Below are 25,573 nucleotides of genomic sequence, written 5' to 3'. Positions count from 1 at the left end.
TGCTATAGTCGGGCATGGGCAATGAAGAAGCATTGTGTGAAGCATTAATCGAACTCCTCGAAGAAGAATTCGAGGCGAAGCGCGTAGATGTCACATATCCGGAACGGGATGGTTCCGGGCCGCCCGTCGAGATCAGATTGAGGATCGGTGATCGACAGGTCGCGATCGAGCATACGCTCATCGAGCCCTTTCCCAAGGCGATCCAGACCGGAAAGGAGTTCGTCGAACTCACCGCAGAGATCGAGAAACAGCTTCAGGGGAATATGCCCAAGCCCGGGACATACACGCTTGTTTTCCCGGTTCACCCGACCGATGGCCGCCATCGACGTGAACATGACGGACTGCGGGAGCGCATAACCGCCTGGATCGTGCAAGCGGGCTCCGAGCTTCACGCGGAGTGCCCGATGCGAAAGGACAGGGACCGTTGTCCCCACGGTTATAGGGGTACGCGCACCGGAGAGGTCGATGGCATTCCCCTATCACTCTCACTACGTGTGCACTGGCAAGACTCGGGCCGCCATGATGGAGCGCTGTTTCTATCGCGCGCCGTTGGGGAGAACATCGAGGATCTGCGACTGGTCCGGATGCGCACGGCTCTGAGCAAGAAGCTCCCTAAGCTCAATGAATGCGCGGCCGATGGAGATACCACGTTCCTCATCTTGGAATGGCACGACATCGCGCTCAGCAATCAGGTGGTCATCGCCGAGGCCTTGCAGGCTGCGCTGGCCGATCGTGTAGATTGGCCTGACTATGTGTTTCTAGCCGACACGTCTTCCGATCAGTGGCACTTCTTTCAGCCCTTGATCGATGGTGAGTTCTCGATCGATATGGAATATATTGAGATCGGTCGATAGCAACTGGACGACGTCTCTCGCTGAACTCCGCACGCGATCGCGACTACCCGATCTTACCTCAATCCAGGCGATAGGGCCCTTGACTGCTATCGCCAGCCCAACTTCCTGACGAGAAGGAAGGCGACCCGTCCTCCATTCCGAAGTCAAGCCACAGCGCATCGATGATAGGGCGTAACGCCATCCCATTAACGGCCGCGACGGAGGGAATGGGCAAAGTCGAGATGTGGTGGTCGGGCGGCCCAAGTAAGCGACAGCTGATTCGACCGCAGAGAATCTCGACATCGTCCATCTGATGGAGCGAGGCAGAGACGAGCGCTCGCCCCGAGAATCCAAGGGCCTGGGCCAGTCCAGCAAGACGAGTAGCAGCATCGACGATGCGCGCTTCTAGCTGATGGCCATTCACGACGATGGTGGGATCATCGTCGATGCGTTCGCCGATCGTCACCGCCAGCTCGAACAGGCCCGGACGCAGAATACGGGTGTACCAACGAGATTCGGGATTTGGGCGTTCGGCCATCGGACGCGGAGTCTCGAAACTCGCGAACATTCGCGCGCTAATGGTATCCTTTCGTCGCTCGGACGCGAATCCGCCGGGCGCGAAGCTGGGACGGAGAGACTTGACCTGGGCGAGGTCGAAGGCGTGATCATCGCGTAAGTCGAAGGGAACGAGGCGTACCCTCAGGAAGGGCCGCGAGACGATAGTGGGCATATGCAGCGCCGCATGCGCATCGAGATGAGTGAGATTTTCGTATGCACGCGCTGTAGCTTCCGTGTCGGCTGCTGAGGGGTTAGCGCGCGCGGCAAGGATACCCTTGATGATCTCGCCGAGATGGTCGGCCAGCCGATTTGCGAACGCTTCACGTGCTGCACGGCGCGGCCCATCCTTGATACCGGGGGCTGCGGTATATTCCGTGGGTCGGCGTATAGTCGCAAGGTCGAACGGCAAGTCCTTGAACGATCCGAACGCAGCGTTGAAGACGAAGAGAATGCGGTCGTCTTGGAGGGCATGGCGGGCATAGCCATATTCGATCATGACGTTGGGATTAGGCATGAGCTTGCCCGGTTCCCTCCCCAAGGGATCGGCGCGGCCAACGAAGCTCATGTCGGCGACGAAAATGTCGCAAGTGCGAAGCTTTCCTAGGATCGTTCGGGTAACCTCTGGCTGCCCGGGGACACCTTGGGTGTCCCTATCGATGTTGAGATCGATATCGTATTGAGATTCGAGCCGCGCTTTCGCCATCTCTAGAGCGATCTGAATGAAATCGCTGCAGAGGTTCCGTTCGCGATCGGACTGCCAAGAATAGAACAGATGAATTGAATCCATCCTCGGCCTTTAGCATCTCGCCCCCCACATCCGGAACGGCCATAGTGTCGCATCGGGGTTGAATGCGTATCGTGGGTTCGATAGAGTGGGCGCCCGTCGAACTGAACCTGCAAAGGTCTGATTTCGGACGGAAAAGTCGGTATGGTACTTTTCATGGTACGCGGCGAAAATGGTCGATGCAGGGTGGCGATAAATCAATCGCTTAGCGCCTGAGTTCGAATCCCTCTCCGCCGAACCTATATGGATCGCGTTCTTCCCGCTTCGCTTGGCCTCATACATGATCTGATCGACCGCGTTCATCAGGGTCGGCGCGTCCCGCTCGACATGAGGCGGTATCACGAGCGCGCCCATGCTGCATGTTACCGGCCGTTCGCTCGCCGCAAGCACGGCAGAAACGCGCTCATGCAGTATTCGCGCAAAGCTCTCGCCCGCGTCCGCAGGATGAACGCGCAGCAGGAGCGCAAATTCATCGCCGCCGATCCGGCCAAAAACATCCTGACGCCGCACCATCTGGGCAGCGCCGCGCGCGAAGGTTCTCAGCACCCTGTCGCCGGCCGCATGGCCGTAGCGATTGTTCACCGCCTTGAAGTCGTCGAGATCGAGGATGGCGAGCAGCAGCGTCTCGCGGCTCTGCCGCGCGGCGTGCAAGGCCCCGGTAAGCCGCAGGTGAAAGTTCTCGTTGTCGAGAGCGCCGGTCATACGATCGACATGCGCCAGGTGCTGCTGGCGATCGAACGCACGGCGGAAGCTCATGATCGCGCCTGCGACGAACAGATAGGTGCCGATACGGACCGTGACACGCACCGCGAGCGCCGTCGCTGACGATGCGGGGACGCCGATATGCGGCATCACGGCGGTGAACGCGCAGATCAGCGCGACGAAATAACCTGCCCTTTCACCCAGAGCCCAGCACGCGGCGCAGATGATCGGAATGTAGAGCGGTGCGAGCCCAGCGTCCGGGAACCGGCTGTCAGCGAAGGACAGCGCGGCGGTCGCGCTGACGACGAAGAGCCAGGCCCGCTCGCGTGGCATCGCCTCCAAGGCTTCTGCTAGTCGACCTACCGGCAAATGGCTGTTCACGCACTGACCCTACTCGATCCTCGAAGTTCCGACTCGATAGTGGAATGGGATAACGCCCAGCCGGCGGCACGTCCCCATTAGAGACGTGCCGGCCCCGGAACCGGGTGTTGGAAACCTGAGAGTTAGTTCAGGCGCGGACGCCTTTGGGCCGGGTGGCCTTGGACATACGCGTCCGCCACCCGGTCAAGAAGCTTGACCGGCTCTAACTCTACGAAGGTTTCCACGCCTCCACCCATGTCTCCATGGGCGCGGCTAGGGTAAGCCCAACAGGTTAAGAAAAGCAAGAAAAGGCCGGGAGCGCCGACCCAAAAACGATCCGTATCGGAGTCTGTTTCGCAGGAGGTTCATTTGGCACCCTCCCGAGACAGATAAAAACTAGCCCAGAAGGCCGTGCGCACCCGCCATGGCGCCAAACACCGTAACGAGGGCGATGCCAAGCAGGATCCGGTGCATTCGCTCCATTCGGTCGAAATCGCCCGCAGGGTCGTTCGATAGCTCCATCCGGCGATGCAGAAAAAGAGGTTCGATCAGATACAGCATCGCCGCGAAGATCGCCCAAAGCCCGACCATCGCGTGCATCCACCAGTAATGGAGATCGAGAAAGCGCGACCACAGGTCGGCGCGATGGATCATCCAGAGTCCGGACAGCCCGGCCAGAGCCACCCATAGCCGGGCCTGCCAGGCAAAGCCGCTCTCGAAACGGTGGAACGCGGCGAGGCGCTGGTCCGGCGGGTTTCCCCGCCGGATCGCCGGCATCAGGACCGTTGTCACGAAGGCGACGCCACCGATCCAGGGAACGATGGCGATAACGTGCAGGACACGCGCCAGGGTAAAGTCGTCCATCGTGCCACCTCGTCAGGGCCTTCAGGCAGCGAGCAATTCGTCCGCCGGCCCGAAGAATTCATAATGGATACGGTCGTTCGCGACACCGCTAAGCGACAGGGCAGCGACAAGCGCGCGCAGGAACGGGCGCGGGCCGCACAGGAAGAAGTCGGCCTCGCCGACCGGCGTATTGGCCGTCAGCCAGTCGGCATCGATCAGGCCTGCCACGTCATAGTCGCGCCCCTGCGTGTCCTCGGCGCGCGGCGTCTGATAGAAGATCGTGGTCCGCCCATTGTGGTGCTGCGCGGTGAGCGCGCGGACATGCGCGCCCATGGCATGGGTCGTTCCGTCGAGCGTCCCATGCGCGAAGTGAACGGGAAGTTCGGGGTGCTCCCGCGTGATCGTCTCCAGCATCGACACCATCGGAGTGAGGCCGACGCCCCCCGAAAGGAGGACTACGGGCCGCTCGGGCCGGGCCGCGAGGAAGAATTCGCCGGCCGGCGGCGCGACCTTCAGGATGGCGCCCGGCTTGACGTCGCCATGCAGCCAGCCCGAGGCCAGCCCCAGCGGCTCACGCTTCACCGAGATGCGATAGGTGGTGCCATTGGGCGCATCCGAGATCGAATAGTTGCGCTTCACCGGAGGATGTCCGGGAATTTCGAACCAGAACGTCAGATACTGTCCCGGCTTGTGACGAATGACCGGGCCGCCGTCGACCGGGCGCAGCGTGAAGGAGCTGATGATGCTGCTTTCGCGCTCCACCGCCTCCACCTTGAATTCGCGCCAGCCCGTCCAGCCGCCGTCAGCGTCCGCGAGGTCGCGATAGATATGGCCCTCGCGCGCGATGAGAATGTTCGCAAGGAACCAGTAGGCCTCGCCCCAGGCAGCAAGGATCTCATCGGTCGCGGCGTCACCCAGCACCGCCTTGATGGCACCGAGGAGCGCTTCGGCGACGTGCGGATAATGCTCGGGCAGGATCTGAAGCCCGACGTGCTTCTGGGCGATGCGCTCGACGGCCGGCGCGAGCGCGCCCAGATTGTCGATGTTGCTCGCATAGGCGAGGATCGCCCCGGTGAGGGCGCGAGGCTGGGAACCGCTGTCGCCATGGTGCGACTGGTTGAACAGGTCACGGATCTGCTCATTCCGGAACATCCGCGAATACATCTCATGGACGATGTCGAGCCCGTGGGCTTCGAGGGCAGGGACGGTGGCTTTGACGAGCGCAATGGTCTCGTCGCTAAGGGTCTGCGACATCAATATCTCCAGGCTGTGTTGAAAGTTGGTCCGCGAACCGGCTCAGGGGTCGGGCGGCTCTGTGTAGAAATCGACCTGCATTTTCACCTGCCCCAGAGGGGTCACGAAATGCGTCTGCTCGGGGTTCACGACACCCGGGTTGCCGGGGCTCAGGACCTTCTCGGCGTGCGGCTCGCAATAGGTGAGATTGAGTTCCCCCTCGATCACGCGGATCAGGCCCCAGACGCCGGGCTTCGTGCGATGCTCGCCGCGAAGCGCGGCCGGGATCGTGCTTTCATCAAAGACGGGCGTGGAGCGATAGGGTTCGGCCATGTCGCGCGCCTCACGCCGCTGCCCGCGGCTTCGCGGGATCGAGTTTGAAAAACAAAGCGAGCTGCAAGCTTTCGGCAATCCTTGCCGCTTTGGCCTGCAAGGCTGCCGCCGCTTCGGGCGACATCAGTTCGGTGGTCGTCTCGTTCCAGAGGTCGAGCCACCGGTCGAACAGCTCGGGAGTGATGCGGCCGACATGCTTCATATGGGCAGGAACGGGCTGGCCCTTGTAGCGCCCACTGGTCAGCATCACGGAGGACCAGAACGCGGTCAGCTTTTCGAGGTGCTCGGGCCAGTTCGCGATCGCGTCGTTGAAAATCGGGCCGAGCTCGGCATCCTCTCGAACCCGCGCATAAAAACGGTCCACGAGCCGTTGCAGCCCAGCTTCATCGATCCCGGATTCTTGGCCCACGACTCAGGCTCCAATCATGCATTACAAATGCATCTATAGGGCGGGCCCGAAATATGCAAGCAAAATACATCTTAAACTGTCCCGCGCTCAGCCCTTCTGAAAAGCGACTGTGGGATCAGGGCCGAAAAGCCACGGATGGGTCAACAGCAAGCCAGCATAGGCGGCGATCGTTGCCACGATCGCGACGGACAGGAGTCCCCTCGGCCAGGCCCAGCGCCTGGATACTCCCGCGAACGGCAGAGTGGGGCCAATAGCAGCCAGTTCCTCCCACCGTGGTCCCAGCTCACGCCGTTTGCGCCGGTCGATCACCGGCATCGCGACGAGCGCGAATAGAGCAAATCCGCCGAACATGATGACTGAAACGAGATCGCCGTTGGGAACCACATGGCTGAGCCCCCAGAGCGCAAAGGCCCAAAGAAGCGGATGGCGGGTGATGCCGACGATACCGGCCCGAGCAGGATCGAAGCTTGCGCCCCGGAAACCGACCGAAAGCGGGTTTGGCGACAGCAGCCCGCCGACGGCCAGGAAAAGAGCTGGCGGCATGACAAGGATCGGCACCCAATATTGACCAAGGGTTTGCGGCCATAAGGGGATGTAGGGCGCGTGCCGCGCTGCGACGATCAGCCACACGAGAAGGGCGGTCGACACCGCTCCGTAGATTGCCAAATAGAGCTTCTCGCCGAGCAGCCTCACGAGGCGCGCGCGCAGCGCCGGGCGTGCCGGGATGCTATGACTGGCCAGAAACAGGAGCAAGATAGCGACGAAATCGGCCATCTGCGCAAAATGCCCCGCTCGCGCCGGGTCCGGCATCCGTAAAGACCCTAATTCTCCGGTGACGGCCCCGCGCTAGACCAGAGGCATGACCTGGAAAACGATCCGCCTCGAGCTCGCCCGAACCCCTGACTTTCCCGAAGGGTCCACCTCACGGCAATACATCCTGTCCTTGCCTGTCGATGACGCCGGCCGGATCGATGCCGCGGCGATCGAGGCAGAGCCTGCCCGCGCCACCGTCCGACGCATCTGGGATGGCGAGCCGGATCGCCACGGCTATGTCATCCGGACCGAGCGGGGATGGGCCTTGTCCTACGCCGTCGGTGAGGATGATGACGAGCCGATCTTCCATCTCGAGACCCATCGGATCCGGAAGGACGAATATCTGACGCTCACCGAGAATGACGGCGAAGTTCAACCATTCCGCATCGCCGAGTGCGACGACGCGCAATCCTGAGGAAGCGAAGCCATGTTGAAGGATCAGACCGAGCACGACGACATCGTCATCCTCTCCATTTCGGGCAAGCTTGAGAAGGGTGATGTCGATCAGGCGATGCGTCGCCTCGACACCGCGTTCAAAGGCGGCGGCAAGGTTCACCTGTTCGTCGAGGTTCTGGGCTTCACGGGCATGCCGAAGGAGGCCTGGTGGAGCGATCTCAGCCAAGGCTTCCACTATCTGACACGCCTCAAGCAATTCGGCCGTATAGCGATCGTGAGCGATCAAAGCTGGGTGCGCGTCGCCTCCCGCATCGAAAGCGCGCTCCTGCCGTTTGTCAGTTATGAGGTCTATACGCCCGACCAGCGCGAACATGCGCTTGCCTGGGTCAAGGGCGATGCAGCCACGGCGCGGCCCGAGACGCTGCGCGTCATCTCCAACGGGGATGACGACATCGTTGCCTTCGAGGTCGATGGGCGCGTGACCCGCGACGGCATCGACGCGCTTTACGCGCATCTCTCGCCGCTCGCGCGGCCGGGCGCGAAGCTGAAACTCCTCAATCATGTGAAACATTTCGCGGGCTTTGACCCGGCGATCCTCGCCGACCCCCAATATCTCCAGCTCAAATTGACCCTGCTTCGCCATGTTGCCCGCTATGCGGTCGTGGGAGGTCCTTCCTGGCTGGACGGCGTGGCGAAGGTCGCCGATCCTCTCCTTCATATGGAGATCCGCCATTTCCCTGAGAGCGATCTCGAGGCCGCCCGGACCTGGTTGCTCACCTAGGGAAGCCGTTCGTCCCATCAACGCACCGAAGGGAGAGGGGCCCCGTGGTCCCCCCCACTGCCCGATTTGGGTGGGGCTGGCTGGATCAGGTGCCGACGATCACAAAGCCTTCGGTCGTCTTATCGCGCCACTAAGCGGCCCAGCTTAGCCGCTCGATCTCGTTGATAAGCTGCTGAACGTCGACTGGCTTCGCCACGAAGGCGCTGCGCGACGGCAGATCGGCGGCCGTCAGCCTTGCGACACCAGAGGACACTATAAGGATCGTCGGCGGCCAGCGGTTGCGGATGACGTGCGCCAGCTTAACGCCGTCCATCGAACCTGGCATCTGGACGTCCGTTACGACAATCTCGATCGCCGCATGACTCTCCAGAGCTGCAACGGCCGTGTCGGCGCTGTCGGCCTCGAAAACGACAAAGCCCTCGTCCTCGAAAAATGCCGCAAGGCTCATTCGGATCAGCGGTTCATCGTCGACGACCAAGATGGTTCGTCCGACGTCTCCCAGTTCGTGTCTGCTCACCCCGCTCCCGCCCTGCTTTGCTCACTTCGGCGCGCCGGGAGCGCCGGAGATTATAGTGTAACCGCCTATAACCAGAGAAAAGCGCGTTTGGTTCCCGTCGCCGGAGAACAAACCCGCCAATTCGTGCGCGCCGGCGTTCAGGGCGCGATCGCGGTTGCCATCATGGGGCTAATCGGTTGTAAGAAGTCCCGCGCTCACCGGGGAGATTGTGCTCGGGCGCTCGCCGCGCATGGAAGGATCACAGGCCTGCGGCCATCAGTAGAAGGTTGGCAGTCGGAAGCAACCATAGAAGAGGCGGCAATGCTCCAGAAGAATTCGGAAAATGAGCCTGATAGCAATCCGTTGCGAATTCTGGTTGTCGATGACGAAGCGCTTCTTCTCTATCATCTGGCAGACATGATCGAAGATCTTGGGCATGTCCCGGTCTGTGCCTCATCCGGCCCCGACGCGCTGACCTTCCTGGCCGATGATTCGCACTTCGATCTCGTCATCACCGACCAATCCATGCCGGACATGAAAGGCACTGAACTGGCGGCCGCGGTGCGACAGCGAAGCCCCCAACTGCCGATTGTCCTCGCCTCCGGCTATGGAGAATATGCCAGCGACGGCGACCTTGCCCTGCACTGCCTGGCGAAGCCGTTCACCTTCGCGGATCTCGAACGGGTCATCGCTGAGATCGCCCTGTCTCCCAATAGCTAGATCGCGGCCGAGGAAGAACGACGATGGGGGATGCCTTACGAACCGTGGAACAAACGACCGGCGACCGGAGTGATGACAGGCGCAGGAGTCGTTCGACTTTCTTGCTCCTGGCCATCGGCGCGGTGACGCTGGCGCTGCTGCTGATGGGGGCTTTCTACCTCAGCGAGCAACAACGACGAAGCGAGGAGTGGGTCAGGCACACCCTCAGCGTCGAAAACCGCATCACACAGCTATGGTCATCCATCCAGTCCGCGGAAACCCAGCAGCGCGCCTACCTCATCACTCGCAAGAGCGGATATCTCGACAATTTTCGAACCTCCCTCCAGGCGATTGCGACCCAACAATCCGAGCTGGCGGAAATCACGTCCGATAATCCCATTCAGCGCCGCGCGATGGCGAAGCTCAAGCCGCAGCTCGCCGGTCGCATCGACGCCCTCAATCTCGGCCTCACCAAGCTCAATGCCGCAGGATTTGCCGCGGCGGCCGAGCATACGGCGAGTGGCACCGGCACGGCGTATATGGAAGGGGCCAAGGCGGCCCTGGGCGAGATGAGCGCAGAGGAGAACCGGCTGCTCTCCGAAAGGCAGCGAAGCGCGGCGCGGCAGCGAAGCGGGTTGCAGATCGCCCTGGGCGTAGGTTTTGTCGGACTGATCGCGCTCATGGCCTATGCCCTCCGGGACGCCAGCGCACGCTACCAGGCGCTGGAGCAGAGCCGGGATCATCTCGACAATGCTTACGGGGTCTTGCGCGACGAAGTCACTCATCGCGAACAAATCGAGGCCCAGCTTCGCCAGCTTCACAAGATGGAGGCGATCGGCCAGCTTACCGGCGGCATCGCGCACGACTTCAACAACATGTTGTCAGTCATCATGGGCAGCATCGAACTCGCGATGCGACGCCTGACCAGCAAACCGGACAAGGCCGCAGACGCGCTCAGGACTGCCCAGGAAGGCGCGAAGCGCGCGGCTTCACTGACGGCGCGGCTGCTTGCCTTCGCGCGCCAGACACCGCTCGAGCCCAGCGTCGTCGATCCCAACAAGCTCGTCATCAACATGTCGGAATTGCTGCGCCGCACGATCGGCGAGCCGGTCGCGATCGAGACAGTGCTGACAGGCGGCGTCTGGCACACCGAGATCGACGCGCATCAGCTCGAGAACGCGATCCTCAACCTGTGCGTCAACGCGCGCGATGCAATGCCCGATGGTGGCAAGCTGACGATCGAGACGTCGAACGCCTTCCTCGACGAGAATTACGCGGCCGCGCACACCGAGGTGACCGCCGGCCAATATGTGCTGGTCTCGATCACCGACAACGGATCGGGAATGCCGCCCGAGGTCATCGAAAAGGCATTTGATCCCTTCTTCACGACCAAGGGTGTCGGCAAGGGCACCGGGCTTGGCCTCAGCCAGGTATTCGGTTTCGTGAAGCAGTCGGGCGGCCACATCAAGATCTACTCCGAGATCGGCCAGGGCACATCGGTCAAGCTATACCTGCGCCGCAGCTTCGCGCGCCCTGAAAGTCAGGAGACCTCGGCGTTCGATGCGGAATCGTATCAGGCTCCGTTCGACGCGCTGATCCTGCTGGTCGAAGATGACGATCAGGTCCGCAACCTGACCCACGAAATCCTGCTCGAGCTCGGCTACCGCGTCGCCATAGCCGTCAACGGCGGCGAAGCTCTGGAAAAGCTCGCAAGTCTCGATCGGGTCGATGTTCTGCTCACCGACATCGTCATGCCGGGCATGAGCGGGCGCGAACTGGCCGACAAGGCGCAGGCGGACCATGGCGCGATCAGGGTGCTTTACATGACCGGCTATACCCGCAACGCCATCGTTCATAACGGCGTCGTCGATGCCGGGGTGAACTTCATCCAGAAGCCATTCGGACCAGACCAGCTTGGGCGCCGTCTGGTCGAGGTCCTACGCAAAGACCCCTAGCAACCGCATCATCGCGCCCCGCCGGTCGCCTCGCCTCTATCTGCTTGCGCTGCTTGCCGGAGAAGACACTCTCCGCTAGTTTGCGAATTAGTCGCAATAAGGAGGCGGAGCGCGATCGTGCTGCATATATCCATGCCACCCACTCACGCCGTGCCCGCGGGCGCCAGCCTCGTGGTCGCAGCGATCCGTTCGTGGCACGAGGCGCGTCGGCGGGCGCTCCCGGTTCAGCAATATCTTTACCGGACGCTTGCGCCGCATGACTGCGGAATGCTCGCCCCCGTGCTCGACAGCCTCATCCGGTTCTTCGAGACGACGATCCGCCGGCCGCTCGCGGTCGGCTCGGCCGATGCGCTCACGAGCGACGAGCAGGCGCTCGTCGACATCCTGCAATGCGCGGACGACAGGAAGCCTTCTGCTCCCACCGAGGGCTTGCCCTTCCTGTGGGCGGTCTGGTCGGCGCGGATCATGATCCGCAAGGTCCTAGCCGACGCCTTTCGCATCCGCGGAGGAGCCGAGGTCGTTTTTGTCTGAGGCGCGGTTGGCGGTTACCCTGCCATCCGGTTGAGGGCGGCGATCGTATGCATCGCGATCATCCGCTCTTCATCGGTCGGAATGACGAGCACTGCGACCTGGCTTTCGGGCGCACTGATTCGGAAATCATTGGCTTCGTTCGCGCGATCGTCGAGCCGCACACCAAGCCATTCGAGCCGCTTGCAGATCCCGTTTCGAACGCCGGCATGATTCTCCCCGATGCCGGCCGTGAACACGAGCGCGTCGACCCCTTGAAGGGAGGCCGTCATCGCTCCGAACTCGCGCGCCGCCTTCCATACGAACAACTCGATCGCTTCAGCGGCCGCCTGGCTCTCGTTGGCCGAGAGGGTGCGCATGTCGCTCGAGATACCCGAGACCCCCAATAGTCCCGATCTTCGGTAGAGCAGGTCCTCGACCTCCGACACGCTCAGGCCAAGTTCGGACTGGAGGTAGAGCACCACGCCCGGATCGAGCGACCCGCATCGTGTCCCCATCATAAGGCCGTCAAGGGCAGTGAAACCCATCGTCGTGTCGATGCTCTGTCCGTTCGCCATCGCACAAAGGCTGGCGCCGTTCCCGAGGTGGGCCGCGATGACGCGTCCAGCCGCGAGGTCCGGAGCGATGCGACCAAGCTCCGCTGCGATATATTCGTAGGACAGCCCGTGGAATCCATAGCGGCGCACGCCGCGATCGTGGAATTCGCGCGGCAGCGCCATCCGCGATGCAACCTCCGGCTTGCCGTGGTGGAATGCCGTGTCGAAGCAGGCGACCTGCGGCAGATGGGGCCTCAGACTGCGCACCGCGCGGATCGCAGCGAGATTGTGAGGCTGGTGAAGCGGCGCAAGCGGGCACAGCGTCTCGAGTTCGGCAAGCAGCGCATCGTCCACCAGCGCCGGCGCAGCAAACTGCGTTCCGCCGTGGACGACACGGTGCCCGATAGCCACAACCTCGCGGTCTCCGAGATGGTCGATCGCCCAGGCGAACAGGTCTTTCAGCAGATCGGCATGGGTGAGATCCGCGCCCCCTGGCCATGTCCGCTCGACCAGCACGCTACCGGCGGCCGATTGTGCGCGCAGCGACGGCTCGATCCCGATCTTCTCGATCTTGCCGCTCGCCGCGAGCAGCGGAACAGAAGGATCGTCGAGCGTGAACAGCGCGAACTTGATGCTCGACGAGCCCGCGTTGAGACTGACGACCGCCTTCATGATGCTGGTACCGGAAGACCAGGGGCCGCCTTTGGCGCCGCGCGGGCGAGAAGGGCGGCGATCGCGCAGGAGGCGAGCCGCGTTCGGAGGCTGTCCGCTCGGCTGGTCAGGATGATCGGAACGCGGGCGCCGAGCACGACCCCTGCAGCATCCGCGCCGCCAAGGAAGGTCAACTGCTTGGCGAGCATGTTCCCGGCCTCGAGGTTGGGAACCACAAGGATCTCGGCTTTGCCCGCCACTGGCGAAACGATCCCTTTCTCCTGTGCCGCCGCCTCGCTGATAGCATTGTCCAGCGCCAGTGGTCCGTCGAGGATACCGCCAAGAATTTGCCCGCGGTCGGCCATCTTGCAAAGGGCGGCCGCCTCCAGCGTCGAGGGAAGGATCGGGTTGACCGTCTCGACCGCGGAAAGAATGGCGACCTTAGGCTCGGCGATCCCCAGAACGTGGGCCAGATCGATCGCGTTCCGGATGATGTCGGCCTTTTCCTCAAGCGAGGGGGTGATGTTGATCGCCGCGTCTGTGATGATCAGCGGTGCGGGATGTCCCGGCACGTCCATGACATAGGCATGGCTGATGCGCCGCTCGGTGCGCAACCCGGTGTCCCTCGCCACGATCGCGCCCATCAGCTCGTCCGTGTGGAGCGAGCCTTTCATCAGCAGCCTGGCCTCGCCGGCTCGCACGAGCGCGACTGCCCTGGCCGCGGCGGCATGGCTGTGCTCGGCATCGACAAGGCGGAATGCCGAGATGTCCTGGCCGGCCTCCCTCGCCGCCGCCTGGATCTTCTTCGCAGGCCCCACCAGGATCGGTTCGATCAATCCCTCGCGGGCCGCATCGACAGCGGCGATGATCGCTTGCGCCGTGCAGGGATGGACGACTGCCGTGGCGGGCGGATCGGCACCCTGCGTTCGTTCGATCAGGAGCCTATAGGCGTCGTGGTGCGAGACACGGACGTCGGGAAGCGCGACCCGTTGCCGGCTGATCTTTTCGCAGGGCGCCCGCACCTCCGCCTGGCCGGTGATCACCTCGGCGCCATCCTGGTTCAGGCAGCGGCAGTCGAGGACGACCGTGCAGTCCTCCGCGCGCTTTTCCACGACGCGAACATGAGCGGTGATGGTGTCTCCGAGATCCACCGGTTTCAGAAAGTGGAGCGACTGGCTGACATAGATCGAGCCGGGGCCGGGCAGTTGCGTGCCAAGGACAGCCGATATCAACCCTCCGCCCCACATCCCATGGGCAATCACGTGGTGGAACAGGTTCGTCGCCGCGTCGCCAGGGTCGAGCTGGGCAGGGTTCACGTCCCCCGAGACGAGAGCAAAAAGCTCGGTATCTTCCACGGACAGGGTGCGCGTCGCGCTCGCCTCGTCGCCCACCGCGATCTCGTCGAAGGTGCGGTTCTCGATCAGCTCCCCACCGGTCATGAATTACGCTCCAACAGATTTGATCGCGCGTGACGGACTGCATCACCTTCGCCGCCCGCTTCTGACACCGTCTCTTGAATGGGGCATTACGGGAAACCCCCATCCCTTCGTCGCTGGCTACGTAATGTTCCCAGCACCTTCGGGGGCCTGTCGGCGTTATGATCGCAACCGGAGATCCGCCATGCCCGAGCCCCAGCCCCTGCAACACTATCCCTTGCATGTGGTCGTCGTCTGTCATCCCGAGCCCGACAGTTTCAATCTGGCGGTGGCACACCGATACTGCGAAACCGTCGAGGGCTACCGCCACCGCACCGAACTGCGCGACCTGTACCGTCTGGGCTTCAATCCCGTCCTCTCGGCCGGCGAGCTGTCGCCGGGAGAGAGCAGTTCGCCGCCCGCCGATGTCGCGACCGAGCTCGATTTTATAGACCGGGCCGACGTTATCGTTCTGGTTTACCCGATCTGGCTGGGAGCACCGCCGGCGATGCTGAAGGGCTATATCGATCGAGTCTTTGCGGCGAGCACCCGTTACGGCGGCTTCCGGCAGCGCGAAGATGCGCCGGGGCGAGAGCGCGGCCACCTGGTCAGCTTCTCATCCTCGGGATCAGCCAAGCAGTGGCTCGACGAGCAGGGGGCCTGGCTCTCGCTCAAAAACCTGTTCGACACTTATCTGCGGAACGCCCTGCTCTTCAAATCGACCGAACACATCCATTTCGGATCAATCGTGGAAGGGCTTCGGCCGCGCTTCGTGGGCGAGCATCTGGTCGAGGTCGAAGAGGCCGCGCGCCGGATCGCAAGCCTGGTCCATCCGCGCGGAATCGCGGAAAACTGACGAACGGATGGAGCATGCCATGACGGAGGCGATTGCGATGGAAGACACGACACGGTTGAAGACCCGTTCGGGACTCGAACTCGAGATCAGGCCGGTGCGACGAGACGATGGCCCTCTCTTGCGCGAGTTCTTCGCCGGGGTCGCCACCGATGATCTTCGTTTTCGCTTCCTCTCGGGCGTGAACAGCGTCTCGGATGATCAGATCGCGCAAATGGTCGATGTCGACCACAAGCAGACCGAGGATTTTCTGGCCCTTGCCGACGGCAGTCTGGTCGCGACCGGGCTCGTTGCCAGCGATAGCGGCCGTAACCGTGCGGAAGTCGCGATCGTCGTGCGCGCCGATCACAAGAAGCGCGGCATCGGCTGGACCCTTCTCGACCACATAGCCGATTATGCCCGCTCGATCGGGATCAAGACGCTGGAATCGGTCGAGGACCGTCACAATCAGGCTGCGATCGACGTCGAACGCGATTCCGGCTTCACCGTCAAACCCTACGGCGACGATCCCACCCTTGTCGTCGTCTCCAAGCAACTGGGCTGATGGCAGTCGAATCTCGTCTCCAGCCCATGTTCGCGATGCAACTCGACGCGGTGGGCGGTCCGCTCCATCCCGTCGCTCGATCCTTGCCGGTCCCGCAAGCTGGCGAGCTGCTCATCGAAGTCGCGGCCTGCGGCGTTTGCCGCACCGACCTCCACATCCTTGACGGCGAGGTCACGGCGAAGCTGCCGATCGTACCAGGCCATGAGATCGTTGGGCGTGTCGCAGCGATAGGCGAGGGCGTTTCCGACTTTCGAACGGGCGAGCGCGTCGGGGTGCCCTGGCTGGGGAACAGTTGCGGCGCTTGCGCCTATTGCCGCACCGGCCACGAGAACCTCTGCGATACGCCCGGCTTCACCGGTTGCACGCGCGACGGCGGTTACGCGACTCATGCCATTGCCGACGCCCACTTTTGCTTCAAGATCCCGGACCTGTTTTCGGATGTCGAGGCCGCACCGCTGCTTTGCGCAGGCCTGATCGGCTGGCGGTCGCTTCGTGCGGCGGGCGACGGAGCGCGCCTCGGTCTGTATGGTTTCGGGGCGGCCGCCCACATCATTGCCCAGATCGCTCTCTGGCAGGGCCGCGACGTCTATGCCTTTACCCGGCCTGGCGATCTCGAAGGGCAAAGCTTCGCCCGCTCGCTGGGTTGCTGCTGGGCGGGGTCATCCGACGAGCTTCCCCCTGACGAACTCGATGCGGCGATCATTTTCGCCCCCGTGGGCGCACTCGTGCCGATTGCGCTCAGAGCGGTTCACAAGGGCGGGAGGGTGATATGCGCGGGGATCCACATGAGCGATATCCCCGCCTTCCCCTATCCTGACCTCTGGGGAGAACGAACGATCGCTTCGGTCGCGAACCTGACCCGAGAGGACGGGATCAGCTTTTTCGACGTCGCGCAGAAGGCCGCGGTCCGGTCGGTCACAACCAGATTTCCGATGACCGATGCCAATATTGCCCTGGGGGAGCTGCGGGAGGGCACGCTTGTGGGAGCCGCCGTGCTGGTGCCCGATCAAGCCGTTTGGAACGGGGCGCTGGCCTGATGGACTTTCCGCGGCGGATCAGTGCGCGATCAGGACCGGCAGGGTGTGCTCGCCCCGGATGATTTCGCTCGTAACCCCGCCCACCAGGGCTTCGCGCAATCGAGAATGCCCAAAACCTCCGACGACCACCAGGTCGGCGCTCTCGGCGACCGCACGGCCCAGCAATGTCGCAGCTGTCGACAGATGACCGCGCCGGGCGATGCTGCTGACCGCCGCGTGGCCCCGGCGCGTGAGGCGTGCGCACATGTCGTCGGCCTCGCTCCGCAGCGACAGCGGCGAGTTCATCGGCAAAACCGAGATCAGATCGAAGCGCGCGTGCGCATCGGTCCATTCGAGCGCACGATCGAGCGCGATCGACGCCTCGGTTCCGCCATCCCAGCCGACAACCACCCTGGCCGGCCGATGCGCCGGCCCTTGGCCAGTCAAAAGAACAAGGGGTTTGCCGGCATGCAGCAGGAGCTTTTCGATCAGCATCAACCGCAGGTCCCGGTCGAACGCCGTGACCGGCCCGAGCAGAATGAGATCGAAGCACCGCGCTGCCCGGACAATCGCGTCGAGCAATGCATCGACAGGATCGATGAATATCCGAACCTCGCAGCCACTGGCGTGCGCCAAGGACCAGGTCTGCTGCTCTTTCTTTTCGAGCAGCTCGTTGAACTGCTGCTTCGAGAGGTGAGGCGGAAAGGTCCTGTCCCCTGGGACGGGAACCGCCGCGACGAGCCCTACCGTCACGTCCGCGCCGAACGGTCCAGCAAAGGCGAGGGCCGCCGCCGCCGATCCCTCGGAAGCCTCTGATGGATCCACCAGAGCAAGGATAGCGCGCTTCGTCATCTGCTCACCTTTGCCATCGAACGTCAAAAGTCCGGCACAACAGTTGGCCGGGAGCATCACATGTCCTGAGGCGCCTCAGGGGCCAATCGGGGACTATACGTAAGCCAGCGGAGACCTTGGTAAAGTTACGGAGTGCTGGCGTCCTGGATTGGCGTCATCCTTGCGCCATGACCAACAATTCCCTCATCAAAGACGTCCTCGCCATCGTCGATGGCGACGACGCATCCTTGCCCGCCGTCGATCAGGCCGTTGCCTTCGCCGCCTTGCACGATGCCTGCCTGACGATCATCGTCGCCAGCGAGAATGTTTCTCTCGCGGCCGCGGCCGAACCATATGGCTATGCGCTCGCGCTGAGCGTCGCCGAAGAGCTGGGCGCCCAGCATCTCGCCGCCGTGCGAACGCGCGTCAAGGATTCGCCGGTCGATGTCGACGTCCATGGACTTCTCGATGACCCCGCGGTCCTGCCGAGGGCGGCCAGAGGTGAAAGCCGGTCCGCGGACATCGTGCTCATTCCTGGCGCGGAGCGCTGGCGTGACGACGCACTGCGGCGGCACATCAGCGAGACCGTTCTGTTCACGGGTACTCCCATTCTCATCATGCCGGCCGACTGGACGCCCCGCGCCTTCACCCACCTGGCGCTGGGATGGAATGCCTCGCTGGAATCATTCCGGGCGACGCGCACTCTGCTGACCCTGGCCGAGCCCGGAGCGAGCACCGACATTCTCGTCGTCGACCAGATCGAAAACTATCAGGCTGGCCAGGCCGTGCCCGGCAGCTACATCGCGCGCCACCTCGCCCGGCACGGCCTTCGGGTCGAGGTCCATGCGATCCCCTCCTGCAAGCGTGGCGCGGCCTACACCATGCAAAGGTTCGTCGCGCAGCATGGTGCCGATGCCCTTGTCGTCGGCGGCTATGGACGCTCGCGTGCCCTCGAATTCATCCTGGGCGGCGTGACGCGCGAACTGATCGGCTACCAACAGGTCCCGGTCGTCCTCGTTCATTGATCCTCAGATGACGCGCCAACGCGCGAGGAGATCCCGCATGAAAGCTCTCGTCTATCACGGCCCCGGCCAGAAAAGCCTCGACGACTGTCCCAAGCCTGCGATCCAGGCGGTCACGGACGCCATCGTGCGGATCACCCGCACGACGATCTGCGGCACGGATCTCCACATCCTGAAGGGCGATGTCCCCACATGCGCGCCCGGCCGCATCCTCGGCCATGAAGGGGTGGGGATCGTGGAGGAGGTCGGTTCGGCCGTCAGCCGCTACAAACCGGGAGACCATGTCCTCATCTCCTGCATCACGTCCTGCGCGCGCTGCGACTATTGCCGCCGCGGCATGTATTCCCATTGCCGCGACGGCGGCTGGATCCTCGGCAATGTGATCGACGGCACCCAGGCGGAATTTGTCCGTATTCCGCACGCGGATAACAGCCTTCATCCGATCCCCGCCGGTGCCGACGAGGAAGCCCTCGTGATGCTGAGCGATATCCTTCCCACCGGCTACGAATGCGGGGTTCTGAACGGCAAGATCAGCCCTGGCAGCAGCGTCGCGATCGTGGGCGCGGGGCCCATCGGGCTCGCGGCGCTACTTACCGCGCAGTTCTACGCTCCGGCATCGATCGTCATGATCGATCTCGGCGACAATCGTCTGGGCGTCGCGCAGCAGTTCGGTGCCACCCACGTTCTGAACAGTGGCCGCGAAGACGTTGCGCAGAAGATACGCGAGCTCACGGACGGCCAGGGCGTCGACACGGCAATCGAGGCAGTCGGCGTGCCGGCGACATTCGAACTTTGCGAGAAGCTCGTGGCGCCCGGCGGCGTCATCGCAAATGTCGGCGTGCACGGCACGAAGGTCGATCTCCACCTTGAAGACCTATGGTCCCGGAACGTGACGATCACCACCCGCCTCGTCGATACCGTGACCACGCCCATGCTTCTCAAGACAGTACAGTCCGGTCGCCTTCAGCCCGCCAAGCTGATTACCCACCGCTTCGGCCTCGGCGAGATCCTCCAAGCCTACGAGACGTTTGGCCATGCGGCCGACAGCCATGCTCTCAAGGTGGTCATCGAAGCGTGAATGTCCCGGTAACGGCCAGCGGCGGCGCAGTTCCGAAGGGTCTCGACGTCGCGGTTGACGGAGAACCGTCTCTGGCCAGGGCGCGCAAGCTCGGCCTCCATACGCATCACGAGCTCGTGGCTCTCATGAGCACCGACAGTCCGGTCTGCCGTGCCGAAGGGCTCGCCGCCCATACCCAGATCTTCGTGCAGAATGGAGGACGCCCGATCGCGGCGACGCTCTTCCAGGTCGAGGGCGACATGCTGGGGCCGGATGAGATCGGCCTCTCGGAATCCGCATGGGCCGCGCTCGGCGCGGAGGAGGGCAAGCTCGTCAGGGTCAGTCATGCGCCGCCACTCGAATCGATCGCCTGCGTGCGGCAACGTATCTACGGCCACAGGCTTGGCCAGCGCGCCATCGCCCAGATCGTCCAGGATGTCGTTGCGGGCCGATATTCCGATGTCCATCTCGCCGCGTTCCTGACCGCGGGCGCCGCGCTCCCATTGAACGAGGACGAGACCTATTTCCTCACAAAGGCGATGGTCGATGCGGGCGAGCGCCTGAGTTGGCCCGAAGGCATAGTCGTCGACAAGCATTGCGTCGGCGGCCTGCCGGGCAACCGGACGACTCCGATCATCGTCGCCATCGTCGCGGCCCGCGGCCTCACCATGCCGAAGACATCCTCGCGCGCGATCACGTCGCCGGCAGGGACCGCCGACACGATGGAAACGCTCGCGCCCGTCGACCTCGACGTGGCCCAGATGCGTGAGGTGGTCGCGACCGAGGGAGGGTGCATTGCCTGGGGCGGGGCCGTCCGGCTCAGCCCGGCCGACGATATCTTCATCGGCGTGGAGCGTGCGCTCGACATCGACACCGAGGGACAGCTCGTCGCTTCGGTGCTGTCGAAGAAGATAGCGGCAGGCGCGACCCATGTCGTCATCGATATCCCCGTCGGACCAACGGCCAAGGTCCGAAGCGCTGCAGCGGCCGACCAGCTGGCGGGGCGGCTCTCGGCGATCGCAGCCCGATTTGGCGTCCAGATCGAGTGTATCCGGACCGACGGCAACCAGCCGGTCGGCCGGGCGGTGGGTCCAGCTCTCGAAGCCCTGGACGTCTTGGCGGTGCTGAAAGGCGAACCCGACGCGCCGCCTGACCTGCGCGATCGCGCCTGCCTTCTCGCCGGCGCGATTCTCGAACTGGGCGGAGCGGCGGCGGCCGGCGGCGGTCTTGCGCTTGCCGAAACCACGCTCACGAGCGGAGCCGCGTGGACGAAGTTCGAGCGGATCAGGGCCGCGCAAGGCGGTGCCCGTATTCCTCCGGCAGCTGCGCTGGTCGAGGAGATTACCGCCCGCCATAGCGGGCGTGTCACCCATATCGACAACCGCCGGATCGCGCGTCTCGCAAAGCTCGCGGGCGCCCCCGATACGCCCGCAGCCGGCCTCAGGCTCGCAGTCAGGCTTGGCGACGATATTGCGGCCGGCCAGCCGCTCCTTTCCCTCTACGCGGACTCCCAGGGCGAAATGGCCTATGCCCTGGCCTACGCTGCCGCGAACCCCGATATGATCGCGATCGCCGGCTGATGCCGATGCTGTTCGCCATGCCGGGCAATGAAGCCCTTGCCGCCGCCATTGCGGACCGCCGCGGCTGGCCTGTAGGCGTTCTCGAGGTTCGGCGGTTTCCCGACGAGGAAAGCTACCTTCGGCTTCACTCGGACGTCGCGGGCCAGGACGTCGCCATCGTCTGTACGCTCGCGCGGCCGGATGCACAGTTTCTCTCGCTCCTCTTCGCGTGCCGCCTCCTGCGGGAAAGCGGGGCCCGATCGATCCGGCTCGTCGCTCCCTATCTCGCCTATATGCGCCAGGACCGCCGGTTCCACGACGGTGAAGCCCTGACGTCGAAGCAGTTCGCCGAGTTGCTATCGCAGGAATGCGACGGGCTGATCACCGTCGATCCGCACCTCCACCGCTACCGGAGCCTCTCCGAGGTCTACACGATCGACGCGGTCGCTCTCAGCGCCTCCGGTCTTCTCGCCGAATGGATCGGCGCCAATATCGCGCGGCCGTTGATCATCGGGCCCGACAGCGAAAGCGAGCAATGGGCCGGCGCGATCGCCTCCGCCTGCGGCGCGCCGCATGTCGTCTTTTCCAAGTCGCGAATGGGCGATCGCGACGTGCGCGTCGAGGCGACGGATCTTTCCGCCTGGCGTGGGCGCGTGCCGGTGCTCGTCGACGATGTGATCTCCTCGGGAGAGACGCTCGCCGACGCCGCGCGCCGCATCATCGCTCAAGATTTCCCGCCGCCCGTCTGCGTCGCGGTCCACGGCATCTTCGCTCCAGGCGCCGAGAAAGCGCTCAGCGCACTAGGTTGCCGCGCGGTGACGACGAACGCCGTCATGCACCCGAGCAACGCCATCGAGCTCGCGCCGCTTCTGTGCGATGCGCTGGCGCACGAAACCGGCGCTCCGGCCGCGAAACGAATTACGTAATACACCCAAATGAACCGCCGCCCGCCTTCCGATAGCTGTGGTGTAAACCAGCATGGAGGTCAGCATGGCGATCAAGGATCTGCTCGCAGTCGTCGACACAGGCGACAAGGATGAGCAATTCATCAAGGATGCACTAAGCTTTGCCGAGTTTCACGAGGCCCGGCTCACCTTTCTGGTGCTCTCCGTCATCCCCTCGGGCGACTATGCGGTCATGTGGGGCGCGCCCTATGTCATCCTGCAGGACTTCGTCGAGGCGGTCGAGACGAAGGAGAAGCGTCTCGTAGAGCGCACCCGGCTCTCGAACATCGAGGTTCGGACCATCTCAGACCAGCCGGGCGTCATGCTGACGAAGGCGGCCGTCCAGGCCCGCTACGCCGACATGGTCCTGTTCGGCCCCGCCGATACCTACGAATATCCCCCGGTCCGGCGCGACACGATCGAAAGTATTCTCTTCGCGTCGGGACGGCCCGTACTCGTGCTCCCGAATGGCTATCAGCCGCGCACTTTCGATCATATCGCTCTGGGCTGGAATGCGTCGCGCGAGGCGACCCATGCCCTGCGGGATGCGACAGGCATCGCCGCATCGGGCGCCAAGGTCGAGGTGCTCGTGCTCGACGGCCGCCCGTCGACGAAGGGACACGGTTCCGACCCGGGCGCGGACATCGCGCGTCATCTTTCGCGGCATGGCTTCGCGACGAACGTCGTCACCCTGAACGCCCTCGAAAAGACCGATGCCGAGACGCTGGTCCAGGGTGCTCGCCAGCATAGCGCAAACCTCTTGGTGCTCGGCGCCTATGGTCATTCGCGTCTGCGGGAGATGGTCCTGGGCGGCGTTACCCGCGAGCTCATCGCCGGAGCGCCGCTCCCGCTGCTTTTCTCGCACTGATCACTCGCAGGCGGGCCCGGCAGGGTCGGCTCGCCAAAACCGGAGAGGAGACATCCCGATGTCCGACGAAATTCTGAACAAGGGCACATGCCCCGTCACCCACCTGACCACGGCCTTCGGTGCCCCGGTCCCCGACAACCAGAACTCGCTCACCGCAGGGCCGCGCGGCCCGCTCCTCGCTCAGGATGTCTGGCTCAACGAGAAGCTGGCGAATTTCGTGCGCGAGGTGATTCCCGAACGCCGGATGCACGCGAAGGGCTCCGGCGCGTTCGGTACCTTCACGGTGACCCACGACATCAGCCGCTACACGCGCGCGAAGATCTTTTCCGAAGTGGGCAAGAAGACCGAAATGTTCGCGCGATTTACGACGGTCGCCGGCGAACGCGGCGCGGCCGACGCCGAGCGCGACATTCGTGGCTTCGCTCTCAAATTCTACACCGAGGAAGGCAACTGGGACATGGTCGGCAACAACACGCCGGTCTTCTTCCTGCGCGACCCGCGCAAGTTTCCCGATCTCAACAAGGCGGTGAAGCGCGATCCGCGCACCAATATGCGCAGCGCCACGAACAACTGGGATTTCTGGTCGCTGCTCCCTGAGGCCTTCCACCAGGTGACGATCGTGATGTCGGACCGCGGCATTCCGAAGAGCTATCGCCACATGCACGGCTTCGGAAGCCACACCTACAGCTTCTACAACGAGGCGGGCGAACGCTTCTGGGTCAAGTTCCACTTCCGCACGCAGCAGGGCATCGCCAATCTCTCGGATAAGGAATCCGCGGCCCTGGTCGGCGGCGACCGGGAAAGCCATCAGCGCGATCTCTACGACGCGATCGAACGCGGCGAATTTCCGAAATGGACCATGTTCATTCAGGTCATGCCGGAGGCGGATGCCGAAACCTACCGTTTCCACCCCTTCGATCTCACCAAGGTCTGGTACAAAGCCGACTATCCGCTGATCGAGGTCGGCGAGTTCGAACTGAACCGCAACCCCGACAATTTCTTCCAGGACGTCGAGCAGTCGGCCTTCGCGCCGTCGAACGTCGTGCCCGGCATCGGCTTTTCGCCCGACAAGATGCTTCAGGCGCGTCTCTTCAACTATGCGGACGCCCAGCGGTACCGGCTCGGCGTCAACTATAACCAGATCCCGGTGAACGCCCCGCGCTGCCCGGTCTTCAGCAACCATCGCGACGGCTATGGTCGCGTCGACGGCAACTATGGCGGCCTGCCGCACTACCAGCCCAACAGCTTCGGACAGTGGGTCGACCAGCCGGACTATCGGGAGCCGCCGCTCAAAATCCGCGGCGACGCCGATTTCTGGAATTACCGCGAGGACGACGATGATTATTTCACGCAGCCTCGACGGCTGTTCCAGATCATGAGTCCCGCGCAGCAGCAGGTGCTGTTCGGGAACACGGCCCGGGCGATGGGTGATGCCCCTGACTTCATCAAACAGCGCCACATCGACAATTGCACGCGCTGCGATCCGGCCTATGGCGCCGGCGTAGCGCAGGCACTCGGCATGACCGCCAAGGGGCCGGCCGAACTCTCCGCAGAGCCGGAGCTCGCCGACTGATCACGCGCTGACCGGCAATCGCCATGCCTTACTTCGCGAAGCATGGCGATTGCCGGCGCATTTGCATATCGGACTACAGCGGGCCGGCAGCACGGTCTCGGCCCGCTATGCGCGCATCCCTGATGATGCGGAGGGCGACCTTCAGGCTTCCCGGCGCCGATCGCGCTCGGCAAAGCGTCCTGAGCCAAAACCCACCGAGAGCATCGAGCATCTTTGCCCGGGAGCAGATGTCCGCGTGCGGGGTGTGAGCGCGGACGAAGGAGCATAGGCTCCTAAGCCGTAAAGCCGACAGGTGCGGCGCACCGGGCAGCGCGCAGTAGATCAGGTCCAGCTGGCGCTCCCCGCAGGAAATCTGCCGCTTGGTTCGATCGTCGGCCAGGTATCGTGCCGTCGGACGAAACCTCACGCCCGCACCGCATGCACGCCTAGACCGGCATTCTGGTGAGACGCGCGCTCAGGGCCTTTGCGGGTGCCGCGCGGAGCGCATAGCCCTTGAGCAGTTCGGCCGCGGCGAGGTAGATCAGGATGAGGGCCGCAATTCCGGCCACGAGCCCGATACTGGGGCTTGTGAAGCCGAGGAGGCCTGCCCAAGGTCCGAATGGAAGGACCACCGCACTGGCGAGACCGAGAAGGGCGCTTGCCGTCAGCGCGCGGTGCGGCTTGCTCCGCCAGAACGGCAGGCTGGTCCGGATCACGAACACCACGAGAATCTGCGATGCCATGGATTCGATGAACCAGGCGGCGCGGAATTCGCCGATGCCGGCATGGACGACGCCGATCAGCAAGGCGAAGGTCGCGATGTCGAAGATCGACGAGAGCGGACCCATGATCGCCGTGAAGCGCATGATAGCAGCCATGTCCCAGGCATGTGGCTTGGCAAGATCCTCGCTGTCGGCACCATCGAGTGCGCGGCGACAACTACGATGGCCGGTTGAGCGGCGACTATGATGGCCGGTAGGATCGGTTGTCTGGTCTGATCGT

Annotated in this window: 27 protein-coding genes; 15 read left to right on the top strand and 12 right to left on the bottom strand. The window is 63.5% G+C overall.

The window, feature by feature from the left end; translation table 11 throughout:
• The first annotated feature begins 14 nt into the window (after positions 1-14).
• Positions 15-854, top strand: a complete 840-nt coding sequence (locus CV103_RS22025) for a hypothetical protein (protein WP_146163362.1) — start codon at positions 15-17, stop codon at positions 852-854.
• Between the two features lie 58 nt (positions 855-912).
• On the opposite strand, the gene CV103_RS01590 is transcribed toward CV103_RS22025, so the two are convergent.
• The 7 genes from CV103_RS01590 to CV103_RS01560 all read right to left on the bottom strand — a co-directional run bounded on the left by CV103_RS01590 (position 913) and on the right by CV103_RS01560 (position 6,829).
• Positions 913-2,178: a hypothetical protein gene (locus CV103_RS01590; RefSeq protein ID WP_107393765.1), complete on the bottom strand. Its 1,266-nt coding sequence runs from the start codon at positions 2,176-2,178 to the stop codon at positions 913-915.
• Positions 2,179-2,187: 9 nt separating this feature from the next.
• Positions 2,188-3,258, bottom strand: coding sequence for a GGDEF domain-containing protein (locus CV103_RS01585; protein ID WP_107393764.1), 1,071 nt, complete (start codon positions 3,256-3,258; stop codon positions 2,188-2,190).
• Between the two features lie 375 nt (positions 3,259-3,633).
• Positions 3,634-4,101, bottom strand: coding sequence for a hypothetical protein (locus CV103_RS01580; RefSeq protein WP_107393763.1), 468 nt, complete (start codon positions 4,099-4,101; stop codon positions 3,634-3,636).
• A gap of 21 nt (positions 4,102-4,122) precedes the next feature.
• Positions 4,123-5,334, bottom strand: a complete 1,212-nt coding sequence (gene hmpA, locus CV103_RS01575; RefSeq protein ID WP_107393762.1) for an NO-inducible flavohemoprotein — start codon at positions 5,332-5,334, stop codon at positions 4,123-4,125.
• Positions 5,335-5,376: 42 nt separating this feature from the next.
• The gene (locus CV103_RS01570) at positions 5,377-5,646 is read right to left on the bottom strand and encodes a TehB family protein (protein WP_107393761.1); all 270 of its coding nucleotides are present in this window, start codon (positions 5,644-5,646) and stop codon (positions 5,377-5,379) included.
• A gap of 10 nt (positions 5,647-5,656) precedes the next feature.
• A complete protein-coding gene (locus CV103_RS01565; RefSeq protein ID WP_107393760.1) occupies positions 5,657-6,055 on the bottom strand; it encodes a group III truncated hemoglobin in 399 nt (132 codons plus the stop codon).
• Positions 6,056-6,142: 87 nt separating this feature from the next.
• Positions 6,143-6,829, bottom strand: a complete 687-nt coding sequence (locus CV103_RS01560) for an NnrU family protein (protein WP_107393797.1) — start codon at positions 6,827-6,829, stop codon at positions 6,143-6,145.
• A gap of 85 nt (positions 6,830-6,914) precedes the next feature.
• Here CV103_RS01560 and CV103_RS01555 point away from each other — a divergent pair, with 85 nt between their 5' ends.
• Together CV103_RS01555 and CV103_RS01550 are read left to right on the top strand one after the other, a co-directional pair.
• Positions 6,915-7,283 (top strand): hypothetical protein, encoded by a 369-nt coding sequence (locus CV103_RS01555; RefSeq protein ID WP_107393759.1) that lies wholly within the window; start codon positions 6,915-6,917, stop codon positions 7,281-7,283.
• 12 nt (positions 7,284-7,295) lie between these two features.
• On the top strand, positions 7,296-8,045 hold the full coding sequence (locus CV103_RS01550; RefSeq protein WP_107393758.1) for a SpoIIAA family protein: 750 nt from the start codon (positions 7,296-7,298) through the stop codon (positions 8,043-8,045).
• A 130-nt stretch (positions 8,046-8,175) separates the two neighbouring features.
• Here CV103_RS01550 and CV103_RS01545 read toward each other — a convergent pair whose 3' ends face one another.
• Positions 8,176-8,523: a response regulator gene (locus CV103_RS01545; RefSeq protein ID WP_245896606.1), complete on the bottom strand. Its 348-nt coding sequence runs from the start codon at positions 8,521-8,523 to the stop codon at positions 8,176-8,178.
• Between the two features lie 339 nt (positions 8,524-8,862).
• Between CV103_RS01545 and CV103_RS01540 the strand changes: the two genes are divergently transcribed.
• From CV103_RS01540 to CV103_RS01530, 3 genes are all read left to right on the top strand, one after another.
• On the top strand, positions 8,863-9,261 hold the full coding sequence (locus CV103_RS01540; protein ID WP_170112527.1) for a response regulator: 399 nt from the start codon (positions 8,863-8,865) through the stop codon (positions 9,259-9,261).
• 101 nt (positions 9,262-9,362) lie between these two features.
• On the top strand, positions 9,363-11,195 hold the full coding sequence (locus CV103_RS01535; RefSeq protein ID WP_170112526.1) for a CHASE3 domain-containing protein: 1,833 nt from the start codon (positions 9,363-9,365) through the stop codon (positions 11,193-11,195).
• Between the two features lie 117 nt (positions 11,196-11,312).
• Positions 11,313-11,726 (top strand): hypothetical protein, encoded by a 414-nt coding sequence (locus tag CV103_RS01530; RefSeq protein ID WP_146163361.1) that lies wholly within the window; start codon positions 11,313-11,315, stop codon positions 11,724-11,726.
• 14 nt (positions 11,727-11,740) lie between these two features.
• Here the strand turns inward: CV103_RS01530 and CV103_RS01525 are convergent, their stop codons facing one another.
• The gene (locus tag CV103_RS01525) at positions 11,741-12,931 is read right to left on the bottom strand and encodes an acetate/propionate family kinase (RefSeq protein WP_107393753.1); all 1,191 of its coding nucleotides are present in this window, start codon (positions 12,929-12,931) and stop codon (positions 11,741-11,743) included.
• Positions 12,928-14,349, bottom strand: coding sequence for a bifunctional enoyl-CoA hydratase/phosphate acetyltransferase (locus CV103_RS01520; RefSeq protein WP_107393752.1), 1,422 nt, complete (start codon positions 14,347-14,349; stop codon positions 12,928-12,930). The genes CV103_RS01525 and CV103_RS01520 overlap by 4 nt, the downstream gene beginning before the upstream one ends.
• Before the next feature lie 181 nt (positions 14,350-14,530).
• On the opposite strand from CV103_RS01520, the gene CV103_RS01515 reads away from it, so the two are divergent.
• The 3 genes from CV103_RS01515 to CV103_RS01505 are packed head-to-tail and all read left to right on the top strand — an operon-like array spanning position 14,531 to position 16,759.
• Entirely contained in the window at positions 14,531-15,181 is a 651-nt protein-coding gene (locus CV103_RS01515) for an NAD(P)H-dependent oxidoreductase (protein ID WP_170112525.1), read from the top strand.
• Between the two features lie 19 nt (positions 15,182-15,200).
• On the top strand, positions 15,201-15,722 hold the full coding sequence (locus CV103_RS01510) for a GNAT family N-acetyltransferase (protein ID WP_245896605.1): 522 nt from the start codon (positions 15,201-15,203) through the stop codon (positions 15,720-15,722).
• Complete coding sequence (locus CV103_RS01505) at positions 15,722-16,759, top strand: zinc-dependent alcohol dehydrogenase family protein (RefSeq protein WP_245896604.1); 1,038 nt, start codon at positions 15,722-15,724, stop codon at positions 16,757-16,759. The genes CV103_RS01510 and CV103_RS01505 overlap by 1 nt, the downstream gene beginning before the upstream one ends.
• Positions 16,760-16,777: 18 nt before the next feature.
• On the opposite strand, the gene CV103_RS01500 is transcribed toward CV103_RS01505, so the two are convergent.
• The gene (locus CV103_RS01500; RefSeq protein ID WP_170112524.1) at positions 16,778-17,590 is read right to left on the bottom strand and encodes a universal stress protein; all 813 of its coding nucleotides are present in this window, start codon (positions 17,588-17,590) and stop codon (positions 16,778-16,780) included.
• A gap of 167 nt (positions 17,591-17,757) precedes the next feature.
• Here CV103_RS01500 and CV103_RS01495 point away from each other — a divergent pair, with 167 nt between their 5' ends.
• The 6 genes from CV103_RS01495 to CV103_RS01470 all read left to right on the top strand — a co-directional run bounded on the left by CV103_RS01495 (position 17,758) and on the right by CV103_RS01470 (position 24,592).
• The gene (locus CV103_RS01495) at positions 17,758-18,594 is read left to right on the top strand and encodes a universal stress protein (protein ID WP_107393749.1); all 837 of its coding nucleotides are present in this window, start codon (positions 17,758-17,760) and stop codon (positions 18,592-18,594) included.
• Positions 18,595-18,631: 37 nt separating this feature from the next.
• Positions 18,632-19,669, top strand: a complete 1,038-nt coding sequence (locus tag CV103_RS01490) for a zinc-dependent alcohol dehydrogenase family protein (protein ID WP_107393748.1) — start codon at positions 18,632-18,634, stop codon at positions 19,667-19,669.
• Positions 19,666-21,228: a thymidine phosphorylase family protein gene (locus tag CV103_RS01485; protein WP_425443812.1), complete on the top strand. Its 1,563-nt coding sequence runs from the start codon at positions 19,666-19,668 to the stop codon at positions 21,226-21,228. Before CV103_RS01490 ends, CV103_RS01485 begins: the two co-directional genes overlap by 4 nt.
• Positions 21,228-22,133 carry a ribose-phosphate diphosphokinase gene (locus tag CV103_RS01480; RefSeq protein WP_107393747.1) on the top strand — a complete coding sequence of 302 codons (906 nt, stop codon included), beginning with the start codon at positions 21,228-21,230 and terminating at the stop codon, positions 22,131-22,133. Before CV103_RS01485 ends, CV103_RS01480 begins: the two co-directional genes overlap by 1 nt.
• A gap of 64 nt (positions 22,134-22,197) precedes the next feature.
• Positions 22,198-23,019 (top strand): universal stress protein, encoded by an 822-nt coding sequence (locus CV103_RS01475; RefSeq protein ID WP_107393793.1) that lies wholly within the window; start codon positions 22,198-22,200, stop codon positions 23,017-23,019.
• Between the two features lie 58 nt (positions 23,020-23,077).
• On the top strand, positions 23,078-24,592 hold the full coding sequence (locus CV103_RS01470) for a catalase (RefSeq protein WP_107393746.1): 1,515 nt from the start codon (positions 23,078-23,080) through the stop codon (positions 24,590-24,592).
• Between the two features lie 425 nt (positions 24,593-25,017).
• Here the strand turns inward: CV103_RS01470 and CV103_RS01465 are convergent.
• A partial coding sequence (locus CV103_RS01465) for a cation transporting ATPase C-terminal domain-containing protein (RefSeq protein WP_211314325.1) occupies positions 25,018-25,573 on the bottom strand: 556 nt, incomplete at its 5' end.

The organism is Edaphosphingomonas fennica, from assembly GCF_003034225.1.
Classification (GTDB): Bacteria; Pseudomonadota; Alphaproteobacteria; order Sphingomonadales; family Sphingomonadaceae; genus Sphingomonas_E; species Sphingomonas_E fennica.
This window is presented reverse-complemented; position numbering and strand designations above follow the sequence as displayed.

Excerpts from the sequence above, each read along its gene's own strand:
- CV103_RS01525 (WP_107393753.1), bottom strand. The coding sequence starts at position 12,931 with ATGAAGGCGGTCGTCAGTCTCAACGCGGGCTCGTCGAGCATCAAGTTC.
- CV103_RS01570 (WP_107393761.1), bottom strand. The coding sequence starts at position 5,646 with ATGGCCGAACCCTATCGCTCCACGCCCGTCTTTGATGAAAGCACGATC.
- CV103_RS01480 (WP_107393747.1), top strand. The coding sequence starts at position 21,228 with ATGCCGATGCTGTTCGCCATGCCGGGCAATGAAGCCCTTGCCGCCGCC.
- CV103_RS01520 (WP_107393752.1), bottom strand. The coding sequence starts at position 14,349 with ATGACCGGTGGGGAGCTGATCGAGAACCGCACCTTCGACGAGATCGCG.
- CV103_RS01475 (WP_107393793.1), top strand. The coding sequence starts at position 22,198 with ATGGCGATCAAGGATCTGCTCGCAGTCGTCGACACAGGCGACAAGGAT.
- CV103_RS01495 (WP_107393749.1), top strand. The coding sequence starts at position 17,758 with ATGACCAACAATTCCCTCATCAAAGACGTCCTCGCCATCGTCGATGGC.
- CV103_RS01515 (WP_170112525.1), top strand. The coding sequence starts at position 14,531 with ATGCCCGAGCCCCAGCCCCTGCAACACTATCCCTTGCATGTGGTCGTC.
- CV103_RS01560 (WP_107393797.1), bottom strand. The coding sequence starts at position 6,829 with ATGGCCGATTTCGTCGCTATCTTGCTCCTGTTTCTGGCCAGTCATAGC.
- CV103_RS22025 (WP_146163362.1), top strand. The coding sequence starts at position 15 with ATGGGCAATGAAGAAGCATTGTGTGAAGCATTAATCGAACTCCTCGAA.
- CV103_RS01510 (WP_245896605.1), top strand. The coding sequence starts at position 15,201 with ATGACGGAGGCGATTGCGATGGAAGACACGACACGGTTGAAGACCCGT.
- CV103_RS01505 (WP_245896604.1), top strand. The coding sequence starts at position 15,722 with ATGGCAGTCGAATCTCGTCTCCAGCCCATGTTCGCGATGCAACTCGAC.
- CV103_RS01580 (WP_107393763.1), bottom strand. The coding sequence starts at position 4,101 with ATGGACGACTTTACCCTGGCGCGTGTCCTGCACGTTATCGCCATCGTT.
- CV103_RS01540 (WP_170112527.1), top strand. The coding sequence starts at position 8,863 with ATGCTCCAGAAGAATTCGGAAAATGAGCCTGATAGCAATCCGTTGCGA.
- CV103_RS01590 (WP_107393765.1), bottom strand. The coding sequence starts at position 2,178 with ATGGATTCAATTCATCTGTTCTATTCTTGGCAGTCCGATCGCGAACGG.
- hmpA (WP_107393762.1), bottom strand. The coding sequence starts at position 5,334 with ATGTCGCAGACCCTTAGCGACGAGACCATTGCGCTCGTCAAAGCCACC.
- CV103_RS01470 (WP_107393746.1), top strand. The coding sequence starts at position 23,078 with ATGTCCGACGAAATTCTGAACAAGGGCACATGCCCCGTCACCCACCTG.
- CV103_RS01490 (WP_107393748.1), top strand. The coding sequence starts at position 18,632 with ATGAAAGCTCTCGTCTATCACGGCCCCGGCCAGAAAAGCCTCGACGAC.
- CV103_RS01550 (WP_107393758.1), top strand. The coding sequence starts at position 7,296 with ATGTTGAAGGATCAGACCGAGCACGACGACATCGTCATCCTCTCCATT.
- CV103_RS01555 (WP_107393759.1), top strand. The coding sequence starts at position 6,915 with ATGACCTGGAAAACGATCCGCCTCGAGCTCGCCCGAACCCCTGACTTT.
- CV103_RS01500 (WP_170112524.1), bottom strand. The coding sequence starts at position 17,590 with ATGACGAAGCGCGCTATCCTTGCTCTGGTGGATCCATCAGAGGCTTCC.